Here is a 26,732-nt window from a genome sequence, read left to right as displayed (position 1 = left end):
TCACTTCTCTGCTGTGGCCAATCGGGAGCGGCGCATGCCGTACAGGAAGTAGAACACGAGGCCGACGGCCATCCAGACACCGAACACGACCCAGGTCACGGAGTCGAGGCTGAACATGTTGTACGCGCAGAAGCCGAAGCCGAGGACCGGGAAGAGCCAGCCGAGCGGCACCCGGAAGGTGCGCGGCATGTCCGGGCGGGTCCTGCGCAGCACGATCACGGCGATGTTGACCAGGCCGAAGGCGAAGAGCGTGCCGATGCTGGTGGCGTCGACGAGCTTGCCGAGCGGGATGACGGAGGCGAGCGCGCCGCAGAACAGCGACACGATGACGGTGTTCACGCGGGGCGTGCCCGTCTTCTTGCTGACCTTGCCGAACGTCTTGGGGACCAGGCCGTCGCGGGACATGGCGAACAGGACGCGGGTCTGGCCGTAGAGGACGGTCAGGACGACGGAGGCGATGGAGATGACCGCGCCGGCGGCGAGGATCGTGCCCCACATGTGCTGGCCGCTGACGTCGTTCATGATCGCGGCGAGCGTGGCCTCGGAGCCCTCGAAGTCCTTCCAGTTCCAGGCGCCGACGGCGACGGCGGCGACCAGGACGTAGAGGGCGGTGACGATGACCAGCGAGAGCATGATCGCGCGGGGCAGGTCGCGCTGCGGGTTCTTCGCCTCCTCACCGGCGGTGGAGGCGGCGTCGAATCCGATGTACGAGAAGAAGAGGCTCGCGGCGGCGGCGCTGACACCGGCCGTGCCGAGCGGCATGAAGTCCGAGTAATTGCCGGACTTGAAGCCCATGAAGCCGATGGCGCAGAAGAGCACGAGCGCGGCGATCTTCACGATCACCATGATCGTGTTGGCGAGCGCCGACTCCTTGGCGCCGCCGAGCAGGAACACCATGGCGAGCAGCACGACGATCAGGCCGGGCAGGTTGATGATCGCGCCGTCGACCTCGCCGGGCGCCGCGGAGAGCGCGTCAGGGATGGTGACGCCGATGGTCCCGTCGAGGAGCTCGTTCAGGTACTCGCCCCAGCCGACGGCGACGGCCGCGACCGAGACGCCGTACTCCAGGACCAGGCACCAGCCGCAGACCCAGGCGACGAGTTCGCCCATCGTTGCGTACGCGTACGAGTAGGAGGAGCCCGCGACCGGTATGGAGCCGGCCAGCTCGGCGTACGAGAGGGCCGAGAAGAGGGCCGTGAGGCCGGCGATCACGAAGGAGATCGTGACGGCGGGTCCAGCCTTGGGGACGCTCTCGCCGAGGACGACGAAGATGCCGGTGCCGAGCGTGGCACCGATGCTGATCATGGTCAGCTGCCACATGCCGAGGGAGCGCCGGAGCTGGCCGCCCTCGCCGTGGCCACCCTCCGCGACCAGGAGTTCCACCGGCTTGCGGCGCATGAGACGGCCGGCGAGGCCAGGGCTGCCCGAGGGGCTTGGGCGGTTCTGCGGGGGTGCGCCTTGGTCGAGCACGCGCTGGCTCCTTCATCGCTGCCGGTCAGGGCGGCGAGGACCCATGGCGCCCGCGACTGACGACGGGAACCACCGAGCAGGCGGTCCCCGCCACACCACGTTCAGCGGATGACTCTAGAGGTAGCGGCTTCCCGACCGTAACGCAGCACCCTTGCGCACCCCCGGATGATCATTGCGCACTTCGGTCATATGCGTCTCTTCGTTGCGCGGTCCGTTTCGTCCGTTGCGTGCCGGGGCCTCCCGAGCCCTGTTGACACTTCGTCAGATCTGCCGCATCGTGCACGCCTCTCGGTGGAGACGGAGGCACGGCATGGACCTCGACGTCCTGTACGAGATCGACGTACCGAAACCCTGGGGCGCCCCCCATCCGCACGGCCAGCGCGCCGCCGAGCAGCGTGCCTACCGCGAGGCCGTCGAGCAGATCCGGCTGGCCGACCGGATGGGCTTCCGCACCGTGTGGGCCGTGGAACACCACTTCCGCGAGGGCCGCTCGCACTGCCCCGCGCCGGAGGTCCTGCTCGGCCATCTCGCGGCGCTGACCGAGCGGATCCGGCTCGGCTTCGGTGTCACGCTCACCCCCTTCGGCTTCACACCGCCGCAGCGCATCGCCGAGAAGGTCGCGACGGTGGACGTGCTCTCGGACGGGCGCGTGGAGTGGGGCACGGGCCGCTCGACCCCCATGGAGCAGACGGCGTTCGGCGTCGACAGGGAGCAGTCGCGGGCCGACTGGCGCGAGGCCATCGAGATCGTCACGGGCATGTGGCGCGAGGAGTACTTCGCCCACGAGTCGGAACGCTTCTCCTTCCCGCGCCGGATGGTCACCCCCAAGCCGGTCCAGGACCCGCATCCGCCGTGCTGGATGGCAGCCACGTCTCCCGGCTCGGCGGAGGTGGCGGGCGCGGCGGGCCTCGGCCTGCTCTCCTTCTCGATCATGCAGCCCCTCGACGCCATGGCGCGGCAGGTCGCGGCGTACCGCGGGGCCGCCCGCACTCCGTCCCCGATCACGGACGTCACCACCGACCGCGTCAGCGCGTACACGCTCGTGCACGCGGCGGACCGGCCCTCGCGGCGCGTCTGGGACTCGGTCGCCTGGTGGTACCGCAACCTCGCGCAGTTCACGCTCGACTGGGAGCTGCCGCACCTGTCCACCGAGGAGCGCGAGCGCACCTTCCCCTTCCTCACGCCGATCATCGAGGGAGACGTCCCCGTCGAGGAGTTCAACGACGGCGACATGATCCTCATCGGCGACGCGGAGACCATCGTGCGCAAGGCCAAGCGGTACGCCGACCTCGGCGTCGACCAGCTCATCTGCTACGTCCAGTGGGGCTACCTGGAACACCGGGAGATCCTGCGGACGATCGAGATCCTGGGCAAGGAAGTCATCCCGGAGCTTGCGTCGTACACACCGAAGGGGACCCCGGCATGACGGAGCCCCTGGACGAGACCCCCGTCCCCGACTACGCCTCCCTGCACCGCCTGGACGGCCGCGGCTTCGTCCTGCTCGGCGCGGGCAACGGCATCGGCCGCCAGAGTGCGCACGCGCTGACGGCTTCGGGGGCGCGGGTGCTGTGCGTGGACGTCGACAAGGGGCGGGCGGAGGCGGTGGCAGCCGAGACGGGCGGCATCGCGTACGTCGCGGACGTGACGCGGCGCGAGGAGGTGCGGGAGCTCTTCGCGTACGCGCAAAGGGAGTTGGGGGCGGTGCACGGCGTCGTCGACATCGTCGGCATGGCCCGCTACACGCCCCTGGCCGACCTGGACGACGAGCAATGGGACTGGCACTTCTCGATGGTCCTGCGACACGCGTGGCTCACCGTGCAGTACGGCGGCCAGGCGCTCGCCGACGCGGGCGGCGGCCCGATGGCGTTCGTCGCGTCGGTGTCGGGCCTCACGGCGGCACCGCTGCACGCCGCGTACGGCGCGGCCAAGGCGGGCCTGGTCTCGCTGGTCCGCTCGGCGGCGGTGGAGTACGGGCCGCGCGGGGTGCGGGTGAACGCGGTGGCGCCCGGCGTCGTGTGGACCCCGCGGGTGGCGGCCCTGATCGGCGAGGAGGGCCGCGAGCGCAACGCCCGCAACGCACCGCTGGCCCGCGTCGCCGAGACCTCGGACATCGCGTCGGCCCTGCTGTTCCTCGCCTCGCCGCTCTCCTCGTACGTCACCGGACAGACGCTCGTCGTGGACGGCGGGGTCGGCGTGAAGTTCCCCTACCCGACCCCCGGCGGCCCGCGGTGAGGGAGTTCGTGCGGGGCGCCCCGTGGTGGTCCCGCAACGGCCACCCCCTGCGCGCGGACCCCATGGACCGCGACCGCCTGCCCGCCGACACCTGGCAACGGGCGGAGGTCCCGGCGGGCAGGCGGGTGGAGTTCGTGGCGCGAGGGGTGCGGGCGGTGGAGACCTCGTACGCGGCGTCGCCCCCACTGGAGGCCGACGGGTACCGCACCACCGCGGCGGTCTTCACCCTGCTCACGACGGAAGGCGCCGCCCAGGACACCCCCGCGGCACCCGGCAGGCACGTGGCCCGGGTCGAACTCCCCCATCCGGACGGGGAGTTCACCACCCACCTGCCGAAGACACTCCGGCCCGCCCCACGCGAACTGCGCCCCCTGGACGGCGGCACGCTCACCCCCGTTCCCGACCGGCCCCGCTGCTGTACGAGACCACACGGGCGTTCCTGACCCTCGTACGCACGGGCCATCCGCACACTCTGCTGCTGGTCGTCTCCCCGATCCTCCGCCCCGACGCCGAGACGACGCCGAACGCGATCGGGGACGGCGACCAACACGTGAGGTTCCTGCCGGGCGCGGCCCCGCTGGAGGCCCATCACTTGGCGGACACGGTCCATCCCGGCGACGAGGGGCACGCGAGGTGGCGAAGGCCGTGGCGGCAACCCGCGCCCCGTAAGGGGCGCGGGGAACTGCGCGACCAGCCACAACAGCGCCGCAGGAAGAGAACCGCCCAGCCTCAGCGGAGCGCCTAGCTCCAGCTGGCGTGCAGCGGCTTGCCTTCGGCGTATCCCGCCGCACTCTGGATGCCGACCGTCGCCCGCTCGGTGAACTCCTCCAGGGAGCCCGCGCCCGCGTACGTGCAGGAAGAGCGGACGCCCGCGATGATCGAGTCGATCAGGTCCTCGACGCCCGGACGGGCCGGGTCGAGGAACATGCGGGAGGTCGAGATGCCCTCCTCGAAGAGCGCCTTGCGGGCGCGGTCGTACGCCGACTCGTCGGAGGTGCGGTTGCGGACGGCGCGGGCCGAGGCCATGCCGAAGGACTCCTTGTACGCACGCCCCTGGGCGTCGTGCTGAAGGTCGCCCGGCGACTCGTACGTGCCCGCGAACCAGGAGCCGATCATCACGTTCGACGCGCCGGCGGCCAGCGCCATGGCGACGTCGCGCGGGTGACGGACACCGCCGTCGGCCCAGACGTGCTTGCCGTACTTCTTGGCCTCCGCGGCGCACTCCAGGACGGCGGAGAACTGCGGCCGGCCGACGCCGGTCATCATGCGGGTGGTGCACATGGCGCCGGGGCCCACGCCGACCTTGATGATGTCGGCGCCGGCGTCGATGAGGTCCTTGACGCCCTCGGCGGCGACGATGTTGCCCGCGACGATCGGGACCTGCGGGTCGAGCGCGCGCACGGCCTTGACCGCGGCGATCATCGACTCCTGGTGGCCGTGCGCGGTGTCCACGACGAGCGTGTCGACGCCCGCGTCGAGCAGCTGCTTGGCCTTGCCCGCCACGTCGCCGTTGATGCCGACGGCGGCGGCGATGCGCAGGCCGCCCTTGGCGTCGACGGCCGGGGTGTAGAGGGTCGCGCGCAGGGCGCCCGTGCGGGTGAGGATGCCGGCGAGGCGGCCGTCCTTGTCCACGGCGGGGGCGTACCTGCGGTTGGCGCCGTCCAGCTTGTTGAAGGCGTCGCGCGGGTCGATGTCGGCGTCCAGGAGCAGCAGGTCCTTGGACATGACCTCGGAGAGCTGCGTGAAGCGGTCCACGCCGCTCAGGTCGGCGTCCGTGACGACACCGACGGGCTTGTGGTCGGCGTCGACGACGACACCGGCGTTGTGAGCGCGCTTGGGCAGCAGCGCGAGCGCGTCCGCGACGGTCTGCGAGGGAGCCAGCACGATCGGGGTGTCCAGGACGTGGTGGCGCGTCTTGACCCAGGAGACGACCTCGGTGACGACCTCGATCGGGATGTCCTGCGGGATGACGACCATGCCGCCGCGGCGGGCCACGGTCTCGGCCATGCGGCGGCCCGCGATGGCGGTCATGTTGGCCACGACCAGCGGGATCGTGGTGCCGGTGCCGTCGGGCGAGGAGAGGTCGACGCCCTGGCGCGAGCCTACGGCGGAGCGCCTCGGGACCATGAAGACGTCGTCGTACGTCAGGTCGTAGGGGACCGGAGGACTCGATACATGCCGACCCGTACCGGGCTCAAGAAAACGCATAAGTCTCACATTTTCACGCGAAACGGCGCAGGTCACTCCCACAAAGACACAGCAAAACGCCCCCGACCATGTGTGGTCCTCCAAAGAGGCTACGGGGGCTGATGCGCAGGACAGTGGGCCTGCCTTACGTCGAAAGGCTACCCGAGGCCGCGCGGAACGGCGAGCCGACGGGATCCCGCCCCCGGACTCCCCCGCGACGGTGGCGGGACCGAAGGCGACGGCGGCGGCGAGAACCACGACGGCGATCGGCAAGGGCGGTGGCGAAGGCCGAAAAGGGCGAAGGCAACGCACCCCGACAGGAACGGAGTTGGGATATTCGTGTTTACAACTGAACGAGTCAGGAGTCACATTGACAGAGACGATCACGCAAGCCTACGCTCGCGCTTGAACAACGTTAAGATAACGCCGCTTTGAGCGCGTGTCAGCGGCATCCGAAGTGGATGTGACCGCACCCCAACATCCCGGCCACCCTTCGGAAACGTCCAGTCCATCCAGCCGTTTACGGAGATATTGGCCGCATGAAGGGCATCATTCTGGCCGGGGGCAGTGGTACCCGGCTCTACCCGTTAACGTACGCCGTTTCGAAGCAGATGCTTCCGGTGTACAACAAACCCCTGATCTATTATCCGCTCTCTGCGCTCATGCTGGGCGGAATACAGGATATTCTCGTCATCTCTTCCCCGCGGCATCTCGGCACGTTCCGGGATCTGCTCGGCGACGGCAGCCAGCTCGGGCTCAACATTGAATACGCCGAGCAGGACGAGCCGAACGGAATAGCCGAGGCATTCGTCATCGGTGCGGATTTCATCGACAATGATCCCGTGACGCTCGTGCTCGGCGACAACATCTTCCACGGCCCCGGGCTCGGCAGAATGATCCAGGCCGAGACGCGGAACGTCGACGGCTGCGTGCTCTTCGGCTATTCGGTCGGCGACCCCGAGCGTTACGGCATCGGCGAGGTGGACGCCGACGGGCAGCTCGTCTCCCTGGAGGAGAAGCCCACGTCACCCCGGTCCAACCTGGCCATCACCGGTCTGTACGTGTACGGCAACGACGTCGTGAACGTGGCCAAGAACATCCGGCCCTCGCCCCGTGGCGAGCTGGAGATCACCGACGTGAACCGCGTCTACCTGGAACAGGGCAGGGCCAGGATGGTCAACCTGGGACGCGGGTTCGCCTGGCTGGACACGGGCACCCACGACTCCCTCCTCCAGGCGTCACAGTTCGTCCAGACGCTGGAGCAGCGCCAGGGAGTACGGATAGCGTGCCTTGAGGAGATTGCTTTCCGTATGGACTTCATTGACGCCGCGGCCTGTTACGACCTGGGCAGTCGTCTTGGGAAAACCGATTACGGAAAATACCTGATGGAGATTTCCCGACAAGGCTGAAAGGTGTCCAGTGCGCATAGTTGTCACCGGTGGTGCCGGCTTCATAGGGTCGAACTTCGTCCGGCACGCGGTACAGGGTGAATACGAGGGCCTCGCGGGGGCCGATGTGGTGGTGGTCGACAAGCTCACCTACGCTGGCCGGAAAGAAAACCTCTCCCCGGTCCTCGACCATTCCTCGCTGCGTTTCGTGGAGGCCGACATCTGCGACGCCGCCTCGATGAGCGACGTGCTGCGCGGCGTCGACCTCGTCGTGCATTTCGCCGCCGAGTCGCACGTCGACCGCTCCATTTCGGGGGCCGAGGAGTTCGTGCGGACCAATGTGCTCGGGACGCAGACGCTCCTGACTGCCGCCCTCGAAGCGGGCGTGGGTGAATTCGTCCACGTCTCGACCGATGAGGTGTACGGCTCGCTCGACACCGAGGGAACGCCCTGGACGGAAGAGGAACCCCTCTCCCCCAACTCCCCTTATGCGGCGTCGAAGGCGTCCTCCGATCTGATGGCACTCGCCTTTCACCGCACGCACGGGCTGCCGGTCTGTGTCACCCGCGGGTCCAACACCTATGGCCCGTACCAGTATCCGGAGAAGATAATCCCGCTGTTCGTCTCCCATCTGCTGGCCGACCGCAAGGTGCCGCTCTATGGGGACGGCGCGAATGTACGGGACTGGCTGCACGTCGACGACCACTGCCGGGGCATCGCGCTGGTGGCCGCGGGCGGCGAACCCGGTGAGGTCTACAACGTCGGTGGCGGCACCGAGCTGACCAACCGCGCGCTGACCGAGCGGCTGCTCGAACTGCTCGGCAAGGACGCGTCGATGGTGGAGCGGGTGGCCGACCGCAAGGGCCACGACCGGCGGTACGCGATGGACATCTCCAAGATCTCCGGCGCCCTGGGCTACAAGCCGGCGGTGCCGTTCGACGACGGGCTCGCGGCGACGGTCGACTGGTACCGGACCCACCACGGCCTGTGGGCGGACGGCGCGTAACTCGCCCCGCCCTCATGCCCGGACGGTGCCGGGCCGCAGCTTCGAGGCTGCGGCCCGGCACCGTCTTCGCATGGGTGACGCCCGTCAGTTCCGCGCGGGCGTCGCCCGGGGCACTCAGCGCTTCGTGACCAGGTAGTCGCCGAGCACCAGGTAGTCGATGTCGGTGCCCAGGAAGCACTCGACCGCGTCCTTCGGGGAGTTGACGACCGGCTCGCCCGCGACGTTGAAGGAGGTGTTGACCAGGCACGGCACATCGGTGCGCGCGGTGAACTCGCGCAGCAGCTCGGCCAGTCGGGGGTTGCTGTCGTCCGTCACGGTCTGGATGCGCGAGGTGGCGTCGACGTGCGTGGCGGCCGCGATGGTCTGCGTGTACTCGGGCTTCACCGGGAACACGAAGGTCATGTACGGCGAGCGCTCCTTCTTGCCCATCTCGAAGACGTTGGGCGCGTTCTCCTCCAGGACGATCGGGGCGAACGGGCGGAACGGCTCGCGGTGCTTGACACGGGTGTTGATGACGTCCTTCATGTCCGCGTGGGACGGGTTGGCCAGGATGGAGCGGTTGCCGAGCGCGCGCGGGCCGTACTCGGTACGCCCCTGGAACCAGCCGATGACGGTCTTGCCGCTGAGCAGTTCGGCGGTCTTCGCCACGATCGCGCCGTCGGCGTGCTCCTCCCAGGTGACGCGGTCGGTGTAGGCGTCCAGGGTGGCGAGGATCTGCTCGGCGGTGAACTCCGGGCCGAGGTAGGGCGTCTTCACGGGCACGAGCGGGACGTTCTTCTCGCGGACGACGTGGGCCGCGGCACCGATGGAGACACCGGGGTCGCTGGCTCCGAAGCTGACCTCGGCGCGCTCGAAGGGCAGGTCCTCCAGGAGCTTGGTGTTGTTGACGCAGTTGAGCGCCACACCGCCCTCGTAGATCAGGTCACGCAGGTCGGTGACCTCGGCGAGGGCGCGCAGTTGGTGCGCGGTGACCACTTCGAGGGCCTGCTGGGCGGCGCTCGCGACCCGGACCTGGAACTCGAACTCGCCGCGGTTGTCGTCGTCGCCGCCGAAGATCTCGTCGAAGAGGGCGAGATAGGCGCGCGGGCCGCGCGGGTCGCCCGCCAGGGCCAGCGAGTAACGCCCGGGGCCGTCGAGGGTGATGACGTGGTTCAGGAGCGGGTTGTCCTCCTGCGCCGGCGGCTCGCCGAACCCGCCGAGGCCCATGACCTTGTACTCGTCGTTGTTCGGGGTGAAGCCGAGGTATCGCGTGATCTCGGCGAAGAGCTGGGCGATCGAGTTCGCGGAGTCGATCGTGAACTGGTCGAAGACCTTCACCTCGCCGTCGCGGACCTCGCCCATGATGGCGCTGTCCGCCTCGCCCTGGCCGTCGCTGATGATGAAGGCGGCGTCATCGAAGCCGGCGAAGGTGCGGCCGCAGGCGAGGTGCGCGCGGTGGTGCGGGACGGTGATGAGCTTGTCCTCGGCCAGCTCGTGCCCGGTGTGGCGGGCGAAGTCCTCGAGGATCGCGGGCTTGCCGAGCACACCGGTGTAGAGCTCGCCGAAGTCGGAGAGGGTCTTGAACTTGTACTCGGGCGGTATGGGCGCACCGGCGATCTTGGAGATGCCTTCGTCGGCGAACTCCGGGCTGAACCGCCAGCCGAAGGCGTAGTAATCGACGTCGGCGAAGTCGAGCCCCGCCTGGTCGAGGACCCAGCGCATGGCGTTGATCGGGAAGGCGGAGGTCTTCTTGTGCCGGTTCATGCGCTCTTCCTCGACGGCGGCGACCAGCTTGCCGTCGACGAACAGCGACGCGGCCGCGTCGTGACCGAGGAAGCTGTGCCGGTCGACGCTGTCCTGCGTATAGCCGTAGAGCTTGCCGAAGAGCTCGGCGGCGCGGGAGAAGCCGTTGTAACCAAGAACTATCACTGCACTGTCTCCTCTGGAGCACGGATCTGTGTGAGCCGCGGGGTCGTTGTCGTGCTGTGGCCGCTGAAGATGGCCGGAAGAAAGGCTGGGGGGCGAACTTCCCTGTGCCGCCCGGTGGTTCAGATGTCCCGTTCCGCGAGCCGCCCGCGGATCGTGGTGGTGGGCACGGCGATGTTCTCCTCCATGAGCGTGAAGCGGTCGCCGGGCGTGGTGGCCGACGTGTGCGGAAGGGACCGGGAGACCCGGGCGATCGCGCACTCGTCCCTCAGCGTGTGGTCGTGACCCACCGCGCTGAGGCGTACGCCGCTCGACGCGCCGCTGCCGAAGGGGTGTTCGCGGGCGAAGGGGTGTTCGCGGGCAAAGGGGTTTCCGCGGGCGAAGAGGCCCTCCGTCATGGCCCGCGCGTGGCCGATCAGCCCTCCCGCTGCGGGCCCGAGCAGCACGAACGGCCGCGAGCCCACCGCCGAGCGCAGCGCCTCGACCTGAAGACCGAGGAACGCCCCGAACGACTCGGGGCCCAACTCCCCTTCCCCTAAGGACGAGTTGACCAGCACCGTCGCATCACGTTCCCCTGGATCCGCCGGCCGCACCAGCACGAGGCCAGACGAGCACCACGCCGTCGACCCCGTCGCGCGGGAGCCGTCGCAACTGCGCCGACCGAGCAGCCCTGGACAAAATTGAACCCCGCTTAGATCTTCAGATTCGCCGAAGTCGTCCCGCAACATCTTTGTACCGGCGGCCACCAAGAACCAAATTCTCAACCGGCAGGAGCGCCGGGTTGACCATTGCGAATTTCCCAATTCGCCGCGGAAAAACAGCAGTTCAAATACGTACATCAACTCTGCCACAGCCCCGACGGGGGTGACAATGTGACGGGAGTCACAAACACCCCGCACCGGGTTGCGTCATCAAAAATTCGTCGACCAATACCGACACCGGTACCGAACCCCCTTGCGCGGTACGCCTGATGGACACGCCGAAGTCGCGCGATTCGAGTTGACAGAAGCCACGGAGAGACGTAGGACTTGCCAGAGTCAGAAAAAGCAGGATTAAGCGCACACTCCCTGGGGAATGCCGGGAGTTGACGGCGCATCACCGCACAAGGGAGACAGCCGCCCCAAATGCGGAAACCTCCCCCGCCACTCCGCCCACAAACCCTCGCCAGGGAACAAGGAGCGACTGATGACGCACGCCCCGACGGGCAGCGCCAACGTGTTGACCAGGCATGGGACCGGTCCGGTCGGCAAAATCCCCGACTCCCTGCGAGATGTGGAGCACGCCGTCACGAGCCTGCGGGACTTTTACGCATGGCTTACCTCGTACCGCGACACCGAACAGTCGAAGGTTCGTCGCATCCCGTTTACGGAACTGAAGGCTTGGCGTTTCGAGGGGTCGACAGGAAACCTTGTTCACGACAGTGGCCGATTCTTTTCGGTGCAAGGCCTACGCGTTCGTGACGCACCGGGATCGGTGCCTTCCTGGGAACAGCCGGTCATCAGTCAGCCCGAAGTCGGCGTGCTGGGCATCCTGGTCAAGGAATTCAACGGCATACCGCACTGTCTGATGCAGGCGAAGATGGAGCCGGGAAACCACAACGGGGTCCAGCTCTCACCCACCGTTCAAGCGACGCGAAGCAACTACACCAGGGTGCACGGCGGCCGCCCCGTGCCCTATCTCGATTACTTCCGGAATGCCTCCGGGCATCGTGTGCTCGCCGATGTTCTCCAGTCGGAGCAGGGCTCCTGGTTCCACAGGAAACGCAATCGGAACATCGTCGTGGAAACCACGGAGGACGTGGAACTGCTCGACGGCTTCTACTGGCTGTCGGCAGGCCAGCTGCACGCCCTGCTGGCGGTGGACGACCTGGTGAACATGGACGCGCGCACGGTCATGTCCTGCCTCCCGTTGACGGATCCCGCGTTACCCAACTTACGGCCCCCGGACGGTGATCCACGATCACTGTATCCGGTCGATGTCGACACTATCCGCACATCCCTGACAAGATCGTTGGATCCCGCACACGGCGCACTGCACTCCCCCGGCTCACTGCGCAACTGGTTCACCGGCGCACGCGCGGACTTCGAGGGCGAGGCCACCCTGGTCGGCCTCGGCTCCATCCGGGGATGGCACCGCACCGAGGACCGGATCTCCCACGAATCCGGCCTGTTCTTCGACGTGATGGCCGTGGACGTGGAGACAGGCAGCCGCGAGATCGGCGGCTGGACCCAGCCGATGATCGAGGCGCGCGGCCAGGGCGTCACTGCCTTCCTGGTCCAGCGGATCGACGGCGTGCTGCACGTCCTGGTCAGGGCCAAGCACGAGCCCGGCTTCATGGACGCCGTCGAGCTCGCGCCCACCGTGCAGTGCACCCCGGAGAACTACACCGTGCTGCCGGCCGAGGCCGCTCCCCCGTTCCTCGACGAGGTGTTGAGCGCACCCGCCGAGGCCATCCGGTTCGACACCGTGCTCTCCGAGGAGGGCGGCCGGTTCTTCCACACCCGCAGCCGCCATGTGATCGTGGAGATTTCCCCTGAGCGCGAACTCCAGGAGCCGGACGACTTCCGCTGGTTGACCGCCCATCAGCTGTCGGGGCTCGTCCAGCACAGCAACTACCTGAACATCCAGGCCAGGAGTCTCCTTGCCTGCCTGCACAGCCTGTTGTGCCAGACCAGAGGGGAATGAACGTGAGCACCTCCACTCCGTCGGGACCGCCGCTGAGGTTCGGCGTGCTGGGCGCGTCCTCGATCGCCGCGCGGCGCACGCTGCCCGCGCTGCGCGACGTACCGGACACCGTCGCCGCCGCCGTCGCCAGCCGGGAGCGGGAGAAGGCGGAGCGGTTGGCGGCCGACTTCGACTGCGAGGCCGTACACGGCTACGAACGTCTCCTCGAGCGGGACGACATCGACGCGGTCTATGTGTCGGTCCCCAACTCCCTGCACTTCACCTGGGTGAACGCCGCGCTCGAAGCGGGCAAGCACGTCCTGTCCGAGAAGCCGCTGACCACGGATTCCGCGGATACCGGGGCGCTGGCCCGGGTCGCGGGGGATCGCGGCCTCGTGCTGCGCGAGAACCTCGCCTTCGTCCACCACGGGCTCCACCGTCGCGTGGCCGAGCTGGTCGCGCAGGACCGACTCGGCGAACTCCGGCACGTCGACGCGGCGTTCTGCTTCCCACCGCTGCCCGCGAACGACGTCCGCTACCGCCCCGAACTCGGCGGCGGCGCGCTCCTGGACGCCGGCATCTACCCCGTGCGGCTCGCGCAGTACTTCCTCGGCGACGATCTCAGCGTCGTCGGCGCCGTGCTGCACGACGACCCGGCCTCCGGTGTCGATGTCGCGGGCAGCGCGGTGCTCGCGGCCTCCGCGGGGCAGATCGCGACGGTCAACTTCGGCTTCGTGCACACCTACGGCTCGCGCTACACCCTCTGGGGCAGCCAGGCGCGCCTGATCGTGGACCGCGCCTTCACGCCGCCGGCGACCATGGCGCCCGTCGTGCGCATCGAGGAGCAGAACCACACCGAGGAGATCGTGCTCCCCGCCGAGCACCAGTTCGCGAGCTCGATCGCCGCGTTCGCCGCCGCGGTGCGCGAGACCGCGGCCACCGGCGTCGACTCCGGCCACCGGGCCTGGGCCGCCACCACCGTGCGAACGGCCGAACTGCTCGACGGCATCCACGAGTCGGCGGTCCGCGTCACCGCGGCGGAGCGCCCCTGATGGAGATCATCGGCAAGGGGTTCATCGCCCGCAATCTCGCGGCCGTCGAGGACCGCCACCCGGGCGCCACGGTCCTGGCCGCCGGGGTCTCCAGCACCTGGACGAGCGCGGACGAGGAGTTCGACCGCGAGGCGGCCCTGGTGGCGGAGGTCAGCCGCAAGTGCCGCGCCGAAGGACGCCTCATGGTGTTCCTCTCCAGCGCGTCCCACGCGCTGTACGGCACCGGGGACGCGCCGATGACCGAGGACACCGAGCTGAGGCCGACCTCGCCGTACGGCATCCAGCGGCTACGCCTGGAGAACATCGTCACCGACTCCGGAGCGCCCTGGCTCGTGCTGCGGGTGAGCCATGCGACGGGCCGCTGGCAGCGTCCGCACCAGCTGCTGCCCGCCCTCGTCCAGCAGGTGCGCGACGGCAGCGTGCGGCTGCACAAGGGCGCGCACCGCGATCTGGTGGACGTGGCCGACCTGGTCGGGGCCATCGACGGTCTCCTCGTACAGGGCGTCGACAACGAAGTGATCAACGTGGCCTCGGGGACACCGCTGCCCGTGGAGACCGTCGTCCACGGCATCGAGCGGCGTCTGGGGCTCTTCGCGCGGCACGAGATCGTCGACGTGCCCTTCAGCCTGACCCGGGTGTCGGTCGACAAGCTCTGCACACTCCTGCCCGAACTGCGGTCGGTGACCGACCCCGGATACCTGGACCGCATGCTCGACCGCTACGTCCCGCATTACTGAGCACCACCCGAAGCCTCGGGAGACTCCCCTCGACCGTCCCTTTCGTACGACGGAGGATGCGTGCACGTCTCGCCGGACTCCTCGACGAGGCCCTCCGCAAGGCCCTCAACGACGAGGGCCAGGCGGGGCGGCGAGCACCGGCGAAGCCGTGCGAGCCGAGAACTGCACCGAGGCGGCCGTCGACATCCTGAAAGACTGGGCGAAGCGCTGGCCCGGCCCCAAGGCGGCGAACGCCCGTGCGTGACAGGGAAGTCGGAGCACCCAGCAGACCCGGTACCAAGGAGCGACCACAGCCATGACAGACACGGCGGATCTCACCACCCCTTCCATACGCCGCTTCCATCCCTCCGACGCGGGCGTCCGCCTCGTGTGCTTCCCGCACGCGGGCGGCGCCGCCAGCTACTTCTTCCCGGTCTCGCGGCAACTGTCGCCGGTGGCCGATGTGCTGGCCGTCCAGTACCCGGGGCGCCAGGAGCGCCGCAAGGAGCCGTGCATCGACAGCGTGACCGAGCTGGCCGACGTCCTGGCGGACGAACTGCTGGAGTGGGCCGACAGGCCACTGGCGTTCTTCGGCCACAGCATGGGCTCACTGGTGGCCTTCGAGGTCGCCCGCAGGCTCCAGCAGAAGGACATCGAGCTGGTCTCGTTCTTCGCCTCGGGACGCTCCGCGCCCTCCCTCTCGCGTGACGAGGGGGTGCACCGGCGCAGCGACACGGGTCTGATCGACAAGGTGAAGGAGCTGGGCGGCACCGCGGGCGGCCTCCTGGACGACCCGGACGTGGTGGAGATGCTGCTCCCCGCGATCCGCAACGACTACCACGCGGTGGAGACCTACCGCCTCACCCCGGGCGAGCCCCTGAACTGCCCGCTGGTGGTGCTCACCGGCGACGCGGACCCGATGGTCACCGTCGACGAGGCCCGGGTCTGGCGCGAGTTCTCCACCGGGTCCTTCGAGCTGCACTCGTACCCCGGCGGCCACTTCTACCTGGACACGCACGCGGCGTCCGTCATGGAGAAGATCAGCACGCGCCTTACGTCCTGACCACCCGGACACCGGAAGCCTGAGCCCCCGCCGTTCCCACGGCGGGGGCTCATCCGCTGACAGGGGCCCGGGGGGCTCAGCCGATGACGAGACGACGAGGGCTCAGCCGATGGCGAGGACGATCTCCAGCGGCGTCCCCGTGTCCCGCCAGTGCTCCACCGCGGAGGCGAAGACCTCCTGCGCGATGTCCCACTCCCCCGGCGCCTGTCCCGCGTACTCCTGCCAGCCGGAGACGACGAGCAGCCGCCCGCGCGCGGCAGGCGCCCACGACAGATCGGTGAGGCAGTCGGCGAGGGCGTCCCAGTTCCGCCCGAACCAGTCGGGCAGGTCCAGGACCTCGGCGCAGCGCTCCATGAAGGCGGCCTTGTCGGCCACCCCGGCCAGGGAGAGCGTCACGGTGGTCCACCCGGCGCCGCGCGCCGCCTCCAGCACGGGCGCGAGCGGATCGGGCGTCGTGTCAGTACCGCCGGCCATTACCTGAGCACCGCCTTAAAGGACGCGTAGTGGTCATCGGTGTAGTAGGTCTCGCCGCCGTCCCCGGTGACGATCCGCCGGGCCCCGCGGTCGCGCTCCCCCGGCGTACGCACGGTGTACTCGTGGTAGTAGCCGCGTTTGCGCTGCGGCAGCTCCCGCTCGAAGTTGCTGAAGACGGTCCCGTCCTTCGCGTACGGGAAGGGCCCTCCGTCGTCGATGCGCCGCAACGTCGCCCGCGCCTCGGCGGGCAACCGTCCGACCTGAACGGTCGCCATGCCACGGGCCCAGGCGGGAGCAGAGGCCGAGGAGGCCTCACCGCCACTCGACGAGCACCCCGAGACCAGAATCGCGAGACCGACGAGCAATGCCCCCAGGGCTCGGGGGATGAAACGGGTCAACATGCAACAGATGCTGCCATAGCTGTCCCCGCAAGGCAGCGCCCCGAAGGGGCGCGGGGAACTGCGCGAACAACCCCCACGCCCCGCAGAGACTCAGTTGCCGTCCGGATCCGCCCGATTCAAAGCCGGTCGAGGAGGGGGCCCCGCCACCAACAACTGATCAGCCGCGGCAGTATCGGTGACGAGGCTGGTCACCAGCCCGGACCGAAGCACCGCATCGATCGCCGCGGCCTTCCGCTGCCCACCCGCGATGGCGACGACCTCAGGAATCCGCCGAAGCCGATCCGCTTCGACGGTGATGCACCGCTCACCGAGGTCCCGCCCCACCCGGCGCCCCTCGGCATCGAACAGATGGGCAGACATCTCCGCGGCCACTCCCAGCGAAGCGTAGTGCGCCCGCTCCTCGTCGCTGAGCATGTCGTGGACGGTGGAGATGCCCGGCTCCCAGGAGCCGATGGAGACGCAGGCGACCGTGACCTTGTCGAAGTACTCGAAGGCGCGGGCGATGCCGGTCTGGTTGCGCAGCGCCGCGGCCGTCGCCGGGTCGGGCAGCAGCATCGGCGCGTAGATGGGGTGGGCCTCGCCACCGGAGACCTGGGCGGCCCTGCGGACGGCCTCGACGGAGCCGCGCTCGGCGGTTCCGGCGTCGTACACGCCCGTCAGCTGCACGACCGTGCACGGCGGCAGCTGGTCGAGCGCGGCCGCCATGTGGATCGTGGAGCGGCCCCAGGCGAGGCCCAGGACGTCGCCCTCGGTGACGAGCTCGCCGAGCAGGTCCGCCGCGACCTCGCCGAGGTTCTCGGGGTCGGGCGACTCGTCGATCTCGTCGCTGGGCGCGGGCGACTCCACCACGACCGCGTGCCGCAGGCCGTAGCGGGCACGCAGCGCGTCCGAGCGCTCGGCGTCCAGCTCTGCGGGGACCCTGATCTCGATGCGTACGAGATCCCGCTCGAGGGCGGTCTCGAGGACCCGGGCCACCTTGAAGCGGCTGACGCCGAACTCCTCGGCGATCTGGATCTTCGACTTGCCCTCGAGGTAGAAGCGGCGGGCCATGGCCGCCGCCTGCACCAGCTCCGCGGGTCCCATCCGCATGGCTGACCGACCCGCCGACATGGCCGACACGGCGCTCTCCTCACTGCTGTTCACAAACTGGGTTCGCCGTTCATCCTTGCAGATCCGGCCTAGTTGATCAGCCCTGAAGGACTGCGTTCACGTTCCCGTGGCTCAGTGGTCGCATGCCCACGCGCTTGACGCGGTCTTTGCCTCGGCTTGGGTACGCAATGAACGTACCGCCTCGGCCGGATCCTTGGCGCCGTAGACCGCGGAGCCCGCGACGAAGACGTCGGCGCCCGCCTCGGCGCAGCGCTCGATGGTCGTGGCCGAGACACCGCCGTCGACCTGCAGCCACATCTCCAGGCCGTGCTTGGCGATCAGCTCACGGGTGCGGCGGATCTTGGGCAGCATGATGTCGAGGAACGCCTGGCCGCCGAAGCCCGGCTCGACCGTCATGATCAGCAGCATGTCGAGCTCGGGGAGCAGGTCCTCGTACGGCTCGATGGGCGTCGCCGGCTTCAGCGCCATGGAGGCGCGGGCGCCCTTGGCACGGATCTCGCGCGCCAGACGCACCGGCGCCGCGGCGGCCTCCGCGTGGAAGGTGACGGATCCGGCGCCCGCTTCGACGTACTGCGGGGCCCAGCGATCGGGGTCCTCGATCATCAGGTGGCAGTCGAGAGGCGTGTCCGTCGCACGGGCCAGCGACTCTACGATCGGCACCCCGAGGGTGAGGTTCGGGACGAAGTGGTTGTCCATGACATCGACATGGAGCCAATCCGCGCCCTCGACGGCCTTTGCCTCCTCGGCAAGGCGGGCGAAGTCCGCGGACAGGATGCTGGGGTTGATCTGCACGGCCATGCCCCAAGCCTGCCATGCCCGGCGCCGGTTGCTGACCGCAGTCCAAGCCATGGGCGCAGCGGCTCCCGTGACAGGACGCCCCGTGCCATGCTGGGCGGTCCACCGGCACCGCGCACGGCAAGCGGGGGGACGCCATGGCGGACGTACGAGGGCAGGGGCGGCACGGCGTCGCATGGCTGGTGTGCGGGCGGCGCACCAAGTGGCTGGTGGTGCTCTTCTGGCTGGTGGTGCTCGTCGTCGCGGCGCCGCTCGCGCAGAAGCTCACCGACGCCCAGGAGAACGACGCCGAGTCCTGGCTCCCCGGCTCCGCCGAATCCACCCAAGTCCTCGACGTCTCGGCCGAGTTCAGGCCCGAGGCGATCCCCGCCGTGATCGTGTACGCCCGCGAAGGCGGCCTCACCGCCAAGGACCGCGCGCAGATCGCCGGGGACGTGCGCCAGGCCAGGGAGCTGCGCGCCCACGGCATCCGCGGCGCGGAGACCCGCGGCCCCGTCTACGACGAGAAGCCGGGCGCGGAGGCGGCCCAGGTCTTCGTCCCGATCACGATGGACGCAGAGGGCTGGGAGCGCATCGGACCGGCCGTCGACTCCATCCGGGAGCGGGTGGGCACCGGCGATGACGGTCTGCGCGTACACATCACGGGTCCGGGCGGCACGGCCGCGGACTCCGCCGAGGCCTTCGAGGGCATCGACTCCACGCTGCTGTTCTCGGCGGCGGCCATCGTCGTCGTGATCCTGCTGTTCACCTATCGCAGCCCGACCCTGCTGCTCGCCCCGCTGCTCGCGGTGATCACCGCGCTGTTCACGGCGCAGGCCCTCGTCTATCTCCTCGCCGAGCACGCGGACCTCACGGTCAACGGCCAGAGCGCGGGCATCCTGACCGTCCTCGTCTTCGGCGCCGGGACCGACTACGCCCTGCTCCTGGTCGCTCGCTATCGCGAAGAACTGCGCCGCCACGAGGACCGCCACGAGGCGATGGCCCTCGCCCTGCACCGGGCGGGCCCCGCGGTTCTCGCCTCCGGCGCGACCGTCGTCCTGAGCATGCTGGTGCTGCTCGTCGCCGAGATGAACTCGACGAGCGGCCTCGGCCCGGTCGCCGCGATCGGCGTCGCCGTCGGGCTGCTGGCGATGCTGACGCTCTTCCCCGCCCTCCTGGTGATCTTCGGCAGGTGGTTCTTCTGGCCGCTGATCCCCCACCTCGGCTCCCCCGAGCCGACCGAGCGCGGCCTGTGGGCCCGCACGGGCCGGCGTATCGACCGCCGCCCGCGGCTGATCTGGGGCGCCACGGCGGCGGCCCTCGCCCTGCTCTCGCTGGGCCTGCTGCAGCTGCGGGCCGAGGGGCTCAGCAACGCCGACGCGTTCACCGAGAAGCCGGACTCGATCACCGGCCAGGAGGTGCTCGCCGAGCACTTCCCCGCGGGCTCGGGCGACCCGCTGGTGATCGTGGCGAACAAGGAGAAGGCCGACGAGGTCGCCCGGGTCATCGAGGACACGCGAGGTGTGGTGCCCGACACCGTCGCCCGTCCCCCGGGCACGGAGGCCGAGCACGACGGCCAGGTGCTGCTCGAGGCGACCCTGACCGACCCGTCCGACAGCGCGGCGGCCAAGCGGACCGTGGAGCGGGTGCGCGACGCCGTCCACGCCGTCCCCGACGCGGACGCGCGGGTCGGCGGCGGCACGGCGGCCCTGCTCGACATGGACCACGCCACGGCCCACGACAACAAACTGGTGATCCCGCTGGTCCTGGTCGTGGTCCTGCTGATCCTCGCGGTCCTGCTCCGCGCGGTCGTCGCCCCGCTGCTCCTGATCGCGACGGTGGTCCTGTCCTTCGCGACGGCCCTCGGCCTCAGCGCGCTGGCCTTCCGCCACCTCTTCGACTACGCGGGCGAGCCCACCGACTTCCCGCTCTTCGTCTTTGTGTTCCTGGTGGCGCTCGGCATCGATTACAACATCTTCCTGTCGACCCGCATCCGCGAGGAGGCGGGCCGTCAGGGCACCCGCGCGGGCGTCCTGACGGGCCTCGCCGCGACCGGCGCGGTGATCACCTCGGCGGGCCTGGTCCTCGCGGGCACCTTCGCCGCGCTCGGCACGCTCCCGATGGTGGCGTTCGCCGAGATCGGCTTCGCGGTGGCGCTCGGCGTACTCCTCGACACCCTGGTCGTACGTTCCGTCCTGGTCACGTCCCTGTTCCTGGACGTGGGCCCGAAGGTGTGGTGGCCGCACGCGCTGGCCCGCCGCCCCGAGCCCTCCGCACCCTCTGGAGGGACCGAGGCCCCGGCGGCGCGCTCCTCGGGCCGGTGAGCCTCAGGCGGTGCGCCGGATCAGCGCCAGATACATCGCGTCCGTCCCGTGCAGATGCGGCCAGAGCTGCACGTCCGGCCCGTCGCCCAGCGCCGGGACCCCCTCCAACAGCGGCCGCGCGTCGATGAGTTCGGCGCCGCCCGTCTGCTTGAGCACGTCGTCCACGACGGCCCGCGTCTCGGCCAGATGCGGCGAGCACGTGGCGTACCCGACGACGCCACCGACCCGCACCGACTCCAACGCCGTGCGCAGCAGCGCGCGTTGCAGCGGGGCGAAGCCGTCGAGGTCCTGCGGGCGGCGGCGCCAGCGGGCCTCGGGGCGGCGGCGCAGCGCGCCGAGTCCCGTGCAGGGCACGTCCATCAGGACCCGGTCGAAGGTGCCGGGCCGCCACGGCGGACGCGTTCCGTCGGCCGCGATGACCTGGTAGGGGCCGGGATTGCCCGCGAGCGCCTGCGCGACGAGGCCTGCCCGGTGCGGCTGCTTCTCGGAGGCGAGCAGCGCGGCACCGCGCTGGGCGGCGAGTCCGGCGAGCATGGCCGCCTTGCCGCCGGGCCCCGCACAGCCGTCGAGCCACTTCTCGTCGGGCCCCTCCAGCGGGGCGTTCGCCAGCGCGAGCGCGACCAGCTGGCTGCCCTCGTCCTGGACGCCCGCGCGCCCCTCGCGCACGGCCTCCAGCGAACCGGGCTCACCGCCCTCGGTGAGCCGCACGGCATACGGCGACCAGCGGCCGGGCAGCGCGGAGTCCTCGCCCACGGAGTCGAGGAGCTCATCGGCGGTGGAGCGTCCCGGCCGCGCCACGAGTGTCACCTCGGGCCGTTCGTTGTCGGCCTCGAGCAGGTCCTCGATCCCGGCACGGCCGCCGCCGAGCGAGTCCCACAGCGCCGAGACGACCCACCGGGGGTGCGAGTGGACGACCGCGAGATGGTCCTCGGGGTCCTCGTCGTAGGGCGGCGCGACACGCTCCACCCATCCGTCGAGGTCGTCCTGGGAGACCTTGCGCAGCACGGCGTTGACGAACTTGGCCCGCCCGTCACCGAGCACCACGCGCGCCAGTTCCACCGAGGCGGAGACGGCGGCGTGCGTCGGGATGCGCGTGCCGAGCAGCTGGTGGACGCCCATGTTGAGCACGTCGAGGACCGGCGGGTCGACCTCGCGCAGCGGCCGGTCGATGCAGGCCGCCACGATCGCGTCGTACGTGCCCTGACGGCGCAGCGTGCCGTAGACCAGCTCGGTGGCGAGGGCCGCGTCGCGCGCGTCGAACTTCTCGGGTCCCTCCTTCTCCCTGGCCTTGCGCAGCAGGGGCGGCAGGACGAGGTTCGCGTACGCGTCCCGCTCGTCCACCGCGCGCAACGCCTCGAAGGCGAGGATGCGGACGGGGTCCTTCTGCGGCCGGCGGTAGGGCTTGCCGGACTTCCCGGGCTTCCCGGAGGACTTGCGGGGACGCCGGTTCGGCTGGTCGTTCAAAGGTGCTCCGCTGCTGGAATGGGTCCGAACCCACTCAGCCTACGTCGCTCCGGCCCACCCGCTCACCCGGGGCGATCCGCACCCCGCGCGCCCAGTCCGCGCCCCGCATCGGCTTCTTGCCCTGCGGCTGGACCCAGAGCAGCTCCACGGCGTGCGATCCGGAGCCGACGTACACGTTGTTCTTGGCGGCCGACAGCTCACCGGGGGCGAGGTCGGTGCGGTCGGGCACGAGGGCCGCCTGGATGATCTTCAACCGCTCGCCGCGGAAGACAGTCCAGGCGCCGGGGGCGGGCGTGCAGCCGCGCACCACGCGATCCACCCGGAGCGCGGGCGCGGCCCAGTCCACCTGCGCGTCCTCGACGGTGATCTTCGGGGCGAGGGTGACGCCGTCGTTCGGCTGAGGCACGGCCTTCAGGCTGCCGTCCTCGATGCCGTCCATGGTCGCGACGAGCAGCCCGGCGCCCGCGAAGGCGAGCCGCGTGAGGAGGTCACCGCTGGTGTCGGTGTTCCGCACAGCCTCGGTCACGGTCCCGTAGACCGGTCCGGAGTCGAGTCCCTGCTCGATCAGGAAGGTGGAGGCGCCGGTGATCTCGTCGCCCGCCATCACCGCGTGCTGCACCGGTGCGGCTCCGCGCCAGGCGGGCAGCAGCGAGAAGTGCAGGTTGACCCAGCCGCGGACCGGGACGTCGAGGGCGATCTTGGGCAGCAGCGCGCCGTACGCGACGACGGGGCAGCAGTCGGGCCCGATCTCCCGCAGCCGGGCCAGGAAGTCCTCGTCACGCGGCTTCGCGGGCTTGAGCACCTCGATACCGGCCTCCTCAGCGCGCTCCGCGACCGGGCTCGCCACGAGCCTGCGACCCCGGCCCGCGGGCGCGTCCGGGCGGGTCACGACGGCGGCGACCTCGTGCCGGTCGGAGGCGATCAGGGCGTCCAGGGCGGGGACGGCGACCTCGGGAGTGCCTGCGAAGACGAGCTTCACTGGTGGGTACCTCGGATCTCTGGTCTGGGGTGGGGCGACGGCAGCGCACCAGTCTATGGGCCGCTCCCGAAGCCCGCCCGTGCGGTCGTCCCGAGGCCTGAGGTTGACGCTCCTGGGGGCGTACGAAGCGGCGTGCGCCCTGTGCATATGCACATACGCCCCTGCACCGTGACCCCACACGAACTAGCGCGTTGGTCAAGAAAGAGTTGACCACAACGGGCCGCGGATGCGGCCCGATCCTTTTCAACGCCGGTTCGAGAGGCTTGTTCATGGCCGACCACGCAACCCACGACGCCCAGGCACGGGCCAGCCTGCACCTCCTGGTTCGGGACATCGAGCGGGTCCGCCGGCAGGTGGACGCACTGCGCACCCTCACCGCCCAGCTCGGCAACGTCTACCGCCCGCGCCGCTCCAGCCCGTCCGCGGGCTTCGTCGTGTACGGGCGGGCCCCCGCCCCGACCGTCCGCCTCGCCCAGGAACTGCGGGACAGCGTCGAGACGCTGGTCACCGCCGCGGTGGACTTCGACCGCTCGCTCGGGTTCTCGTGGGACGCGGTGGGCTCGGCCCTCGGCGTCACCAAGCAGGCGGTCCACCGCCGGTACGGCGCGCGGCGGGCGACCACGCAGGCGGCGGCCGAGGCGGAGCGCGCCGCGGAGACCCCGACGCCGACCGTGACCTCCACGGCCACCCGCCCGCTCCCGGTCGGCGCCCCCCTGCCGTCCGTCCCCGCCGCCCGCGCGATGCCGACACAGCCGACCGCAGGCAGCCCCACCCTCCGCGAAGACCCCAGGCCCAACGCATTCCCAGGCCCGCGCAACGGCTGACGTTTCCCACGCCGCTGCCCCCTTGCCCTGGTCAGGGCAAGGGGGCAGCGGCTTTCCGCGAGGCAACCGGACGTCAACTCACAAACCCGCCCAGGCCGTTGTGGCCAGGCGTTCCGTTGTGGGCAGGCGTTCCGCAGGGCGAGTGGGGTCTCCCCTGCTCGAGCGAAGCCGAGAGCTTGGGGAAGGGTGGGCACAACGCCCCACTACCGGGCATCGATCAACAAAGTGCACATTCCCACCCACTACACAACCGCCCTCACCCACTACGCAACCACCCTCACCCAATATCCAACGGGTCCACCCGAATCCGCACCGCCGCCTCGGCCCCACCGTCCCGAGCCCCCGCCCCCTTGGCCCCCCGCGCCATCCTCGCCGCCTGAGCCACCTTCAAAGAGGCGGCAAGCGCAGCCCCGCTCCCGGGCGGCACCCGCACCAGCACCCGCTCCCAGGACTCACCGGCAGGAGGCCCACCGGGCCTCCGAGAGCCCCGCCCCCCAACGCCCCCGTCGGAAACAGGAACCGGCCCCAACACCACCGCATCCCGAGGAAGTTCAGCAGCGGAAAGAAACGCGGCAAGCGCATCCGGCGTCCCCGAAACCGACGCCATCCGCGAAACCGGCGGAAACCCCAACTCGGCACGCTCCTCCAACTCCCGCACCGCGTGCCCCACGGGGTCCCACCGCACCAACGCCTGCACAGGCCGAAGCGTCGGCTCGGCGACAACCACCACCGTGCCGCCCGCCCCCTGCGGACGCACCAGCGCGGCCGCCCCGATCCACCGCCGCAGCGCGTCCTCCCCCGCCCGCAGATCGGGCCGCCCGAGCATGGCCCACCCGTCGAGCAGCAGAGCAGCCGCATAACCGCCCTCGGCGACAGGCTCCGCTCCCGGGGTGCTCACCACCAACGCCGGCGCCCCCGGCACCGTATCGAGCACATGCTCACGCCCCGACGTCCGCACCGGCACAGCAGGAAACGCCCGCCCCAACTCCTCGGCGGTCCGCCGCGCCCCGACGATCTGCGCCCGCAGCCGGAACCCCCCGCACGACTCGCAGTGCCAGGCGGCTTCCTCCACCCCGCACCAGCCGCACCGCAGCGCGCCCCCGCTCTCCTGCGCCTCCAGCGGCCCCGCGCACCGCCGGCACCGCGCGGGCTCCCGGCACCGCTCGCACGCAAGCCGCGGCACATACCCGCGCCGCGGCACCTGCACCAGAACGGGCCCGTGCTTCAACCCCTCCCGCGCGACCTGCCAGGCCAGCGTCGGCAGCCGCGCGGCACGCGCCGCCTCGTCCCGCGCGAGATCCCCGTCCCCCACGGTCCGTACGAGGGGCGCGGCGCCCCGCACCTGCTCGCGATCGGCCACGAGAGGCGACGCCCAGCCGCTCTCGACGAGCTGGGCGGCCTCGACGGTGCAACTCCAACTCCCCAGCAGAAACCCGCACTTGTCCCGCGTGGCCCGCAGCTCCAGGACCTCCCGCACATGCGGAAAAGGCGCGTGGTCATCACTGTGGCTGGAGTCCCCGTCCTCCCACATCACGACAAGGCCCAGATCCCGTACGGGCGCGAACATGGCGGCCCGCGTCCCGACGACGGCCCGCACGGCCCCGCGCCGCACGGACAACCACTCCCGATAGCGCCGCTCCTGTCCCGCGTCGGCGGTGAGAAGGGCATGCTGCCCCTCACCGAGCAGCTCGGTGAGGGCGGCATCCACGCGCGCGGCGGGCCGCCCGGTCGGCACGACGACGAGCGCACCCCGCCCCGAGGCCAACGTGGCCTGCACTGCCCGAGCGATCTCCTGAGCCCACTCCGGCCCCGGCAACGCGGTCCACACGGCACGAGGCGCGCCCCCCGAGGCCAGCGCCCCGAGGAATTCGGCCCCGCGCCCATACCGCCGCCAGCTCCCGGGCTCGGGCGCGGCAGGCGGAGGAGGCGGAGCGGAGGAGGCCTGCGACTCGGCCCGCGCATGCCGCGGCGGAACGGCCAACTGGAGCACGTCGGCAAGGCTCCCGGCATAGCGATCGGCAACGGCCCGAGCGAGTCCGAGCAGCCCGGCATCGAGAACGGGCTCGGGCGACACGACCTGGGCAAGAGCGGCCAACGGCCCGCTGTACTCGCTCTCGGCACACCGCTCGACGATGAACCCGTCGATCAGCCCGCCGCCCTCACGCCGCCCATCACGCACGTTCCGCGCCCCGGCCCCGAACCGCACCCGAACCCGCACCCCGGGCTGAGCCTCGGCATCCAGCTCCTCGGGCACGGCATAGTCGAAGTACCGATCGAGATGCAGCACGCCTTTGTCGACAAGCACCCGAGCAACAGGCAACTCCTTGGCCAGCGCAGCCCCCCGCCACGTCCGAGGCTTGGCCCGCGGCACCTTGGCCTTCCGCACCGACTCCCGAATCAGCGCAAGCTGCTCGGGCTCCCCGCCCCCCTCGGCCCCGACCCCTTCGTTCTCCCTGCTCACAGCAGCATTCCTACCAGACCGCACTGACATCCGACTGGTCGCGAACGCCGAGCGACAACGACGCGGACCAGCCACCCCGCTGGCCGATTCGGCCATCTCGACAGCGCACCGGCCGTCAGGTTGCCTTCCACCTCGGAAACGGAAGCGCAGGTCAAAGAGGAAACGGGAAACACGCCCCACGGCCTTGCTCGTGTCATCACACGGGCACGACGCTGACGTCCACCGACGGATGTCCGCC

22 protein-coding genes are annotated in these 26,732 nt (G+C 70.3%); 11 read left to right on the top strand and 11 right to left on the bottom strand.

Annotated elements, in window-relative coordinates:
* Positions 1 to 1,470 (bottom strand): amino acid permease, encoded by a 1,470-nt coding sequence (locus AB0B50_RS09495; RefSeq protein ID WP_362328045.1) that lies wholly within the window; start codon positions 1,468 to 1,470, stop codon positions 1 to 3.
* 310 nt (positions 1,471 to 1,780) lie between these two features.
* On the opposite strand from AB0B50_RS09495, the gene AB0B50_RS09490 reads away from it, so the two are divergent.
* Genes AB0B50_RS09490 through AB0B50_RS09480 form a run of 3 tightly spaced genes read left to right on the top strand, consistent with a single transcriptional unit; the run spans position 1,781 to position 4,145 of the window.
* Positions 1,781 to 2,896, top strand: a complete 1,116-nt coding sequence (locus tag AB0B50_RS09490) for an LLM class flavin-dependent oxidoreductase (RefSeq protein WP_362328043.1) — start codon at positions 1,781 to 1,783, stop codon at positions 2,894 to 2,896.
* Positions 2,893 to 3,702 carry an SDR family oxidoreductase gene (locus AB0B50_RS09485; RefSeq protein ID WP_362328041.1) on the top strand — a complete coding sequence of 270 codons (810 nt, stop codon included), beginning with the start codon at positions 2,893 to 2,895 and terminating at the stop codon, positions 3,700 to 3,702. The genes AB0B50_RS09490 and AB0B50_RS09485 overlap by 4 nt, the downstream gene beginning before the upstream one ends.
* Positions 3,703 to 3,710: 8 nt before the next feature.
* The gene (locus AB0B50_RS09480; RefSeq protein ID WP_362328039.1) at positions 3,711 to 4,145 is read left to right on the top strand and encodes a hypothetical protein; all 435 of its coding nucleotides are present in this window, start codon (positions 3,711 to 3,713) and stop codon (positions 4,143 to 4,145) included.
* 298 nt (positions 4,146 to 4,443) lie between these two features.
* On the opposite strand, the gene AB0B50_RS09475 is transcribed toward AB0B50_RS09480, so the two are convergent.
* On the bottom strand, positions 4,444 to 5,910 hold the full coding sequence (locus AB0B50_RS09475; RefSeq protein WP_362328037.1) for a GuaB1 family IMP dehydrogenase-related protein: 1,467 nt from the start codon (positions 5,908 to 5,910) through the stop codon (positions 4,444 to 4,446).
* A gap of 518 nt (positions 5,911 to 6,428) precedes the next feature.
* Here AB0B50_RS09475 and rfbA point away from each other — a divergent pair.
* A complete protein-coding gene (rfbA, locus tag AB0B50_RS09470; protein ID WP_362328035.1) occupies positions 6,429 to 7,298 on the top strand; it encodes a glucose-1-phosphate thymidylyltransferase RfbA in 870 nt (289 codons plus the stop codon).
* Between the two features lie 10 nt (positions 7,299 to 7,308).
* A complete protein-coding gene (rfbB, locus tag AB0B50_RS09465; RefSeq protein WP_362328033.1) occupies positions 7,309 to 8,283 on the top strand; it encodes a dTDP-glucose 4,6-dehydratase in 975 nt (324 codons plus the stop codon).
* Between the two features lie 114 nt (positions 8,284 to 8,397).
* Here rfbB and AB0B50_RS09460 read toward each other — a convergent pair whose 3' ends face one another.
* Entirely contained in the window at positions 8,398 to 10,191 is a 1,794-nt protein-coding gene (locus tag AB0B50_RS09460; protein WP_362328031.1) for a carbamoyltransferase C-terminal domain-containing protein, read from the bottom strand.
* Positions 10,192 to 10,310: 119 nt separating this feature from the next.
* Positions 10,311 to 10,745 (bottom strand): hypothetical protein, encoded by a 435-nt coding sequence (locus tag AB0B50_RS09455; RefSeq protein ID WP_362328029.1) that lies wholly within the window; start codon positions 10,743 to 10,745, stop codon positions 10,311 to 10,313.
* Between the two features lie 628 nt (positions 10,746 to 11,373).
* Between AB0B50_RS09455 and AB0B50_RS09450 the strand changes: the two genes are divergently transcribed.
* The 4 genes from AB0B50_RS09450 to AB0B50_RS09435 all read left to right on the top strand — a co-directional run bounded on the left by AB0B50_RS09450 (position 11,374) and on the right by AB0B50_RS09435 (position 15,683).
* Positions 11,374 to 12,873, top strand: coding sequence for an NDP-hexose 2,3-dehydratase family protein (locus AB0B50_RS09450; protein ID WP_362328027.1), 1,500 nt, complete (start codon positions 11,374 to 11,376; stop codon positions 12,871 to 12,873).
* 2 nt (positions 12,874 to 12,875) lie between these two features.
* Positions 12,876 to 13,904 carry a Gfo/Idh/MocA family oxidoreductase gene (locus tag AB0B50_RS09445; protein WP_362328025.1) on the top strand — a complete coding sequence of 343 codons (1,029 nt, stop codon included), beginning with the start codon at positions 12,876 to 12,878 and terminating at the stop codon, positions 13,902 to 13,904.
* Positions 13,904 to 14,641: an NAD-dependent epimerase/dehydratase family protein gene (locus AB0B50_RS09440; protein WP_362328023.1), complete on the top strand. Its 738-nt coding sequence runs from the start codon at positions 13,904 to 13,906 to the stop codon at positions 14,639 to 14,641. Before AB0B50_RS09445 ends, AB0B50_RS09440 begins: the two co-directional genes overlap by 1 nt.
* A gap of 295 nt (positions 14,642 to 14,936) precedes the next feature.
* Positions 14,937 to 15,683, top strand: coding sequence for an alpha/beta fold hydrolase (locus tag AB0B50_RS09435; protein ID WP_362328021.1), 747 nt, complete (start codon positions 14,937 to 14,939; stop codon positions 15,681 to 15,683).
* A 102-nt stretch (positions 15,684 to 15,785) separates the two neighbouring features.
* Here AB0B50_RS09435 and AB0B50_RS09430 read toward each other — a convergent pair whose 3' ends face one another.
* From AB0B50_RS09430 to rpe, 4 genes are all read right to left on the bottom strand, one after another.
* Positions 15,786 to 16,157 (bottom strand): barstar family protein, encoded by a 372-nt coding sequence (locus AB0B50_RS09430; protein WP_362328020.1) that lies wholly within the window; start codon positions 16,155 to 16,157, stop codon positions 15,786 to 15,788.
* Positions 16,157 to 16,558, bottom strand: a complete 402-nt coding sequence (locus tag AB0B50_RS09425; protein ID WP_362328018.1) for a ribonuclease domain-containing protein — start codon at positions 16,556 to 16,558, stop codon at positions 16,157 to 16,159. Before AB0B50_RS09425 ends, AB0B50_RS09430 begins: the two co-directional genes overlap by 1 nt.
* A gap of 90 nt (positions 16,559 to 16,648) precedes the next feature.
* A complete protein-coding gene (locus tag AB0B50_RS09420) occupies positions 16,649 to 17,701 on the bottom strand; it encodes a sugar-binding domain-containing protein (protein ID WP_362328016.1) in 1,053 nt (350 codons plus the stop codon).
* 78 nt (positions 17,702 to 17,779) lie between these two features.
* Positions 17,780 to 18,466: a ribulose-phosphate 3-epimerase gene (gene rpe, locus AB0B50_RS09415; protein WP_362328014.1), complete on the bottom strand. Its 687-nt coding sequence runs from the start codon at positions 18,464 to 18,466 to the stop codon at positions 17,780 to 17,782.
* Positions 18,467 to 18,600: 134 nt separating this feature from the next.
* Here rpe and AB0B50_RS09410 point away from each other — a divergent pair, with 134 nt between their 5' ends.
* The gene (locus AB0B50_RS09410; RefSeq protein ID WP_362328012.1) at positions 18,601 to 20,766 is read left to right on the top strand and encodes an MMPL family transporter; all 2,166 of its coding nucleotides are present in this window, start codon (positions 18,601 to 18,603) and stop codon (positions 20,764 to 20,766) included.
* Positions 20,767 to 20,769: 3 nt separating this feature from the next.
* On the opposite strand, the gene AB0B50_RS09405 is transcribed toward AB0B50_RS09410, so the two are convergent.
* A complete protein-coding gene (locus tag AB0B50_RS09405; protein ID WP_362328010.1) occupies positions 20,770 to 22,230 on the bottom strand; it encodes a transcription antitermination factor NusB in 1,461 nt (486 codons plus the stop codon).
* Positions 22,231 to 22,264: 34 nt separating this feature from the next.
* Positions 22,265 to 23,209 (bottom strand): methionyl-tRNA formyltransferase, encoded by a 945-nt coding sequence (fmt, locus tag AB0B50_RS09400; RefSeq protein WP_362328008.1) that lies wholly within the window; start codon positions 23,207 to 23,209, stop codon positions 22,265 to 22,267.
* Positions 23,210 to 23,478: 269 nt separating this feature from the next.
* On the opposite strand from fmt, the gene AB0B50_RS09395 reads away from it, so the two are divergent.
* A complete protein-coding gene (locus tag AB0B50_RS09395; protein ID WP_362328006.1) occupies positions 23,479 to 24,033 on the top strand; it encodes a hypothetical protein in 555 nt (184 codons plus the stop codon).
* Positions 24,034 to 24,310: 277 nt separating this feature from the next.
* On the opposite strand, the gene AB0B50_RS09390 is transcribed toward AB0B50_RS09395, so the two are convergent.
* Positions 24,311 to 26,494 (bottom strand): primosomal protein N', encoded by a 2,184-nt coding sequence (locus AB0B50_RS09390; RefSeq protein WP_362328004.1) that lies wholly within the window; start codon positions 26,492 to 26,494, stop codon positions 24,311 to 24,313.
* Positions 26,495 to 26,732: the final 238 nt, after the last annotated feature.

Source organism: Streptomyces sp. NPDC041068 (assembly GCF_040647455.1).
Lineage (GTDB): Bacteria > Actinomycetota > Actinomycetes > Streptomycetales > Streptomycetaceae > Streptomyces.
Note: the sequence above shows the minus strand (reverse complement) of the source record. Positions and strands in the feature narration are given on the sequence as shown.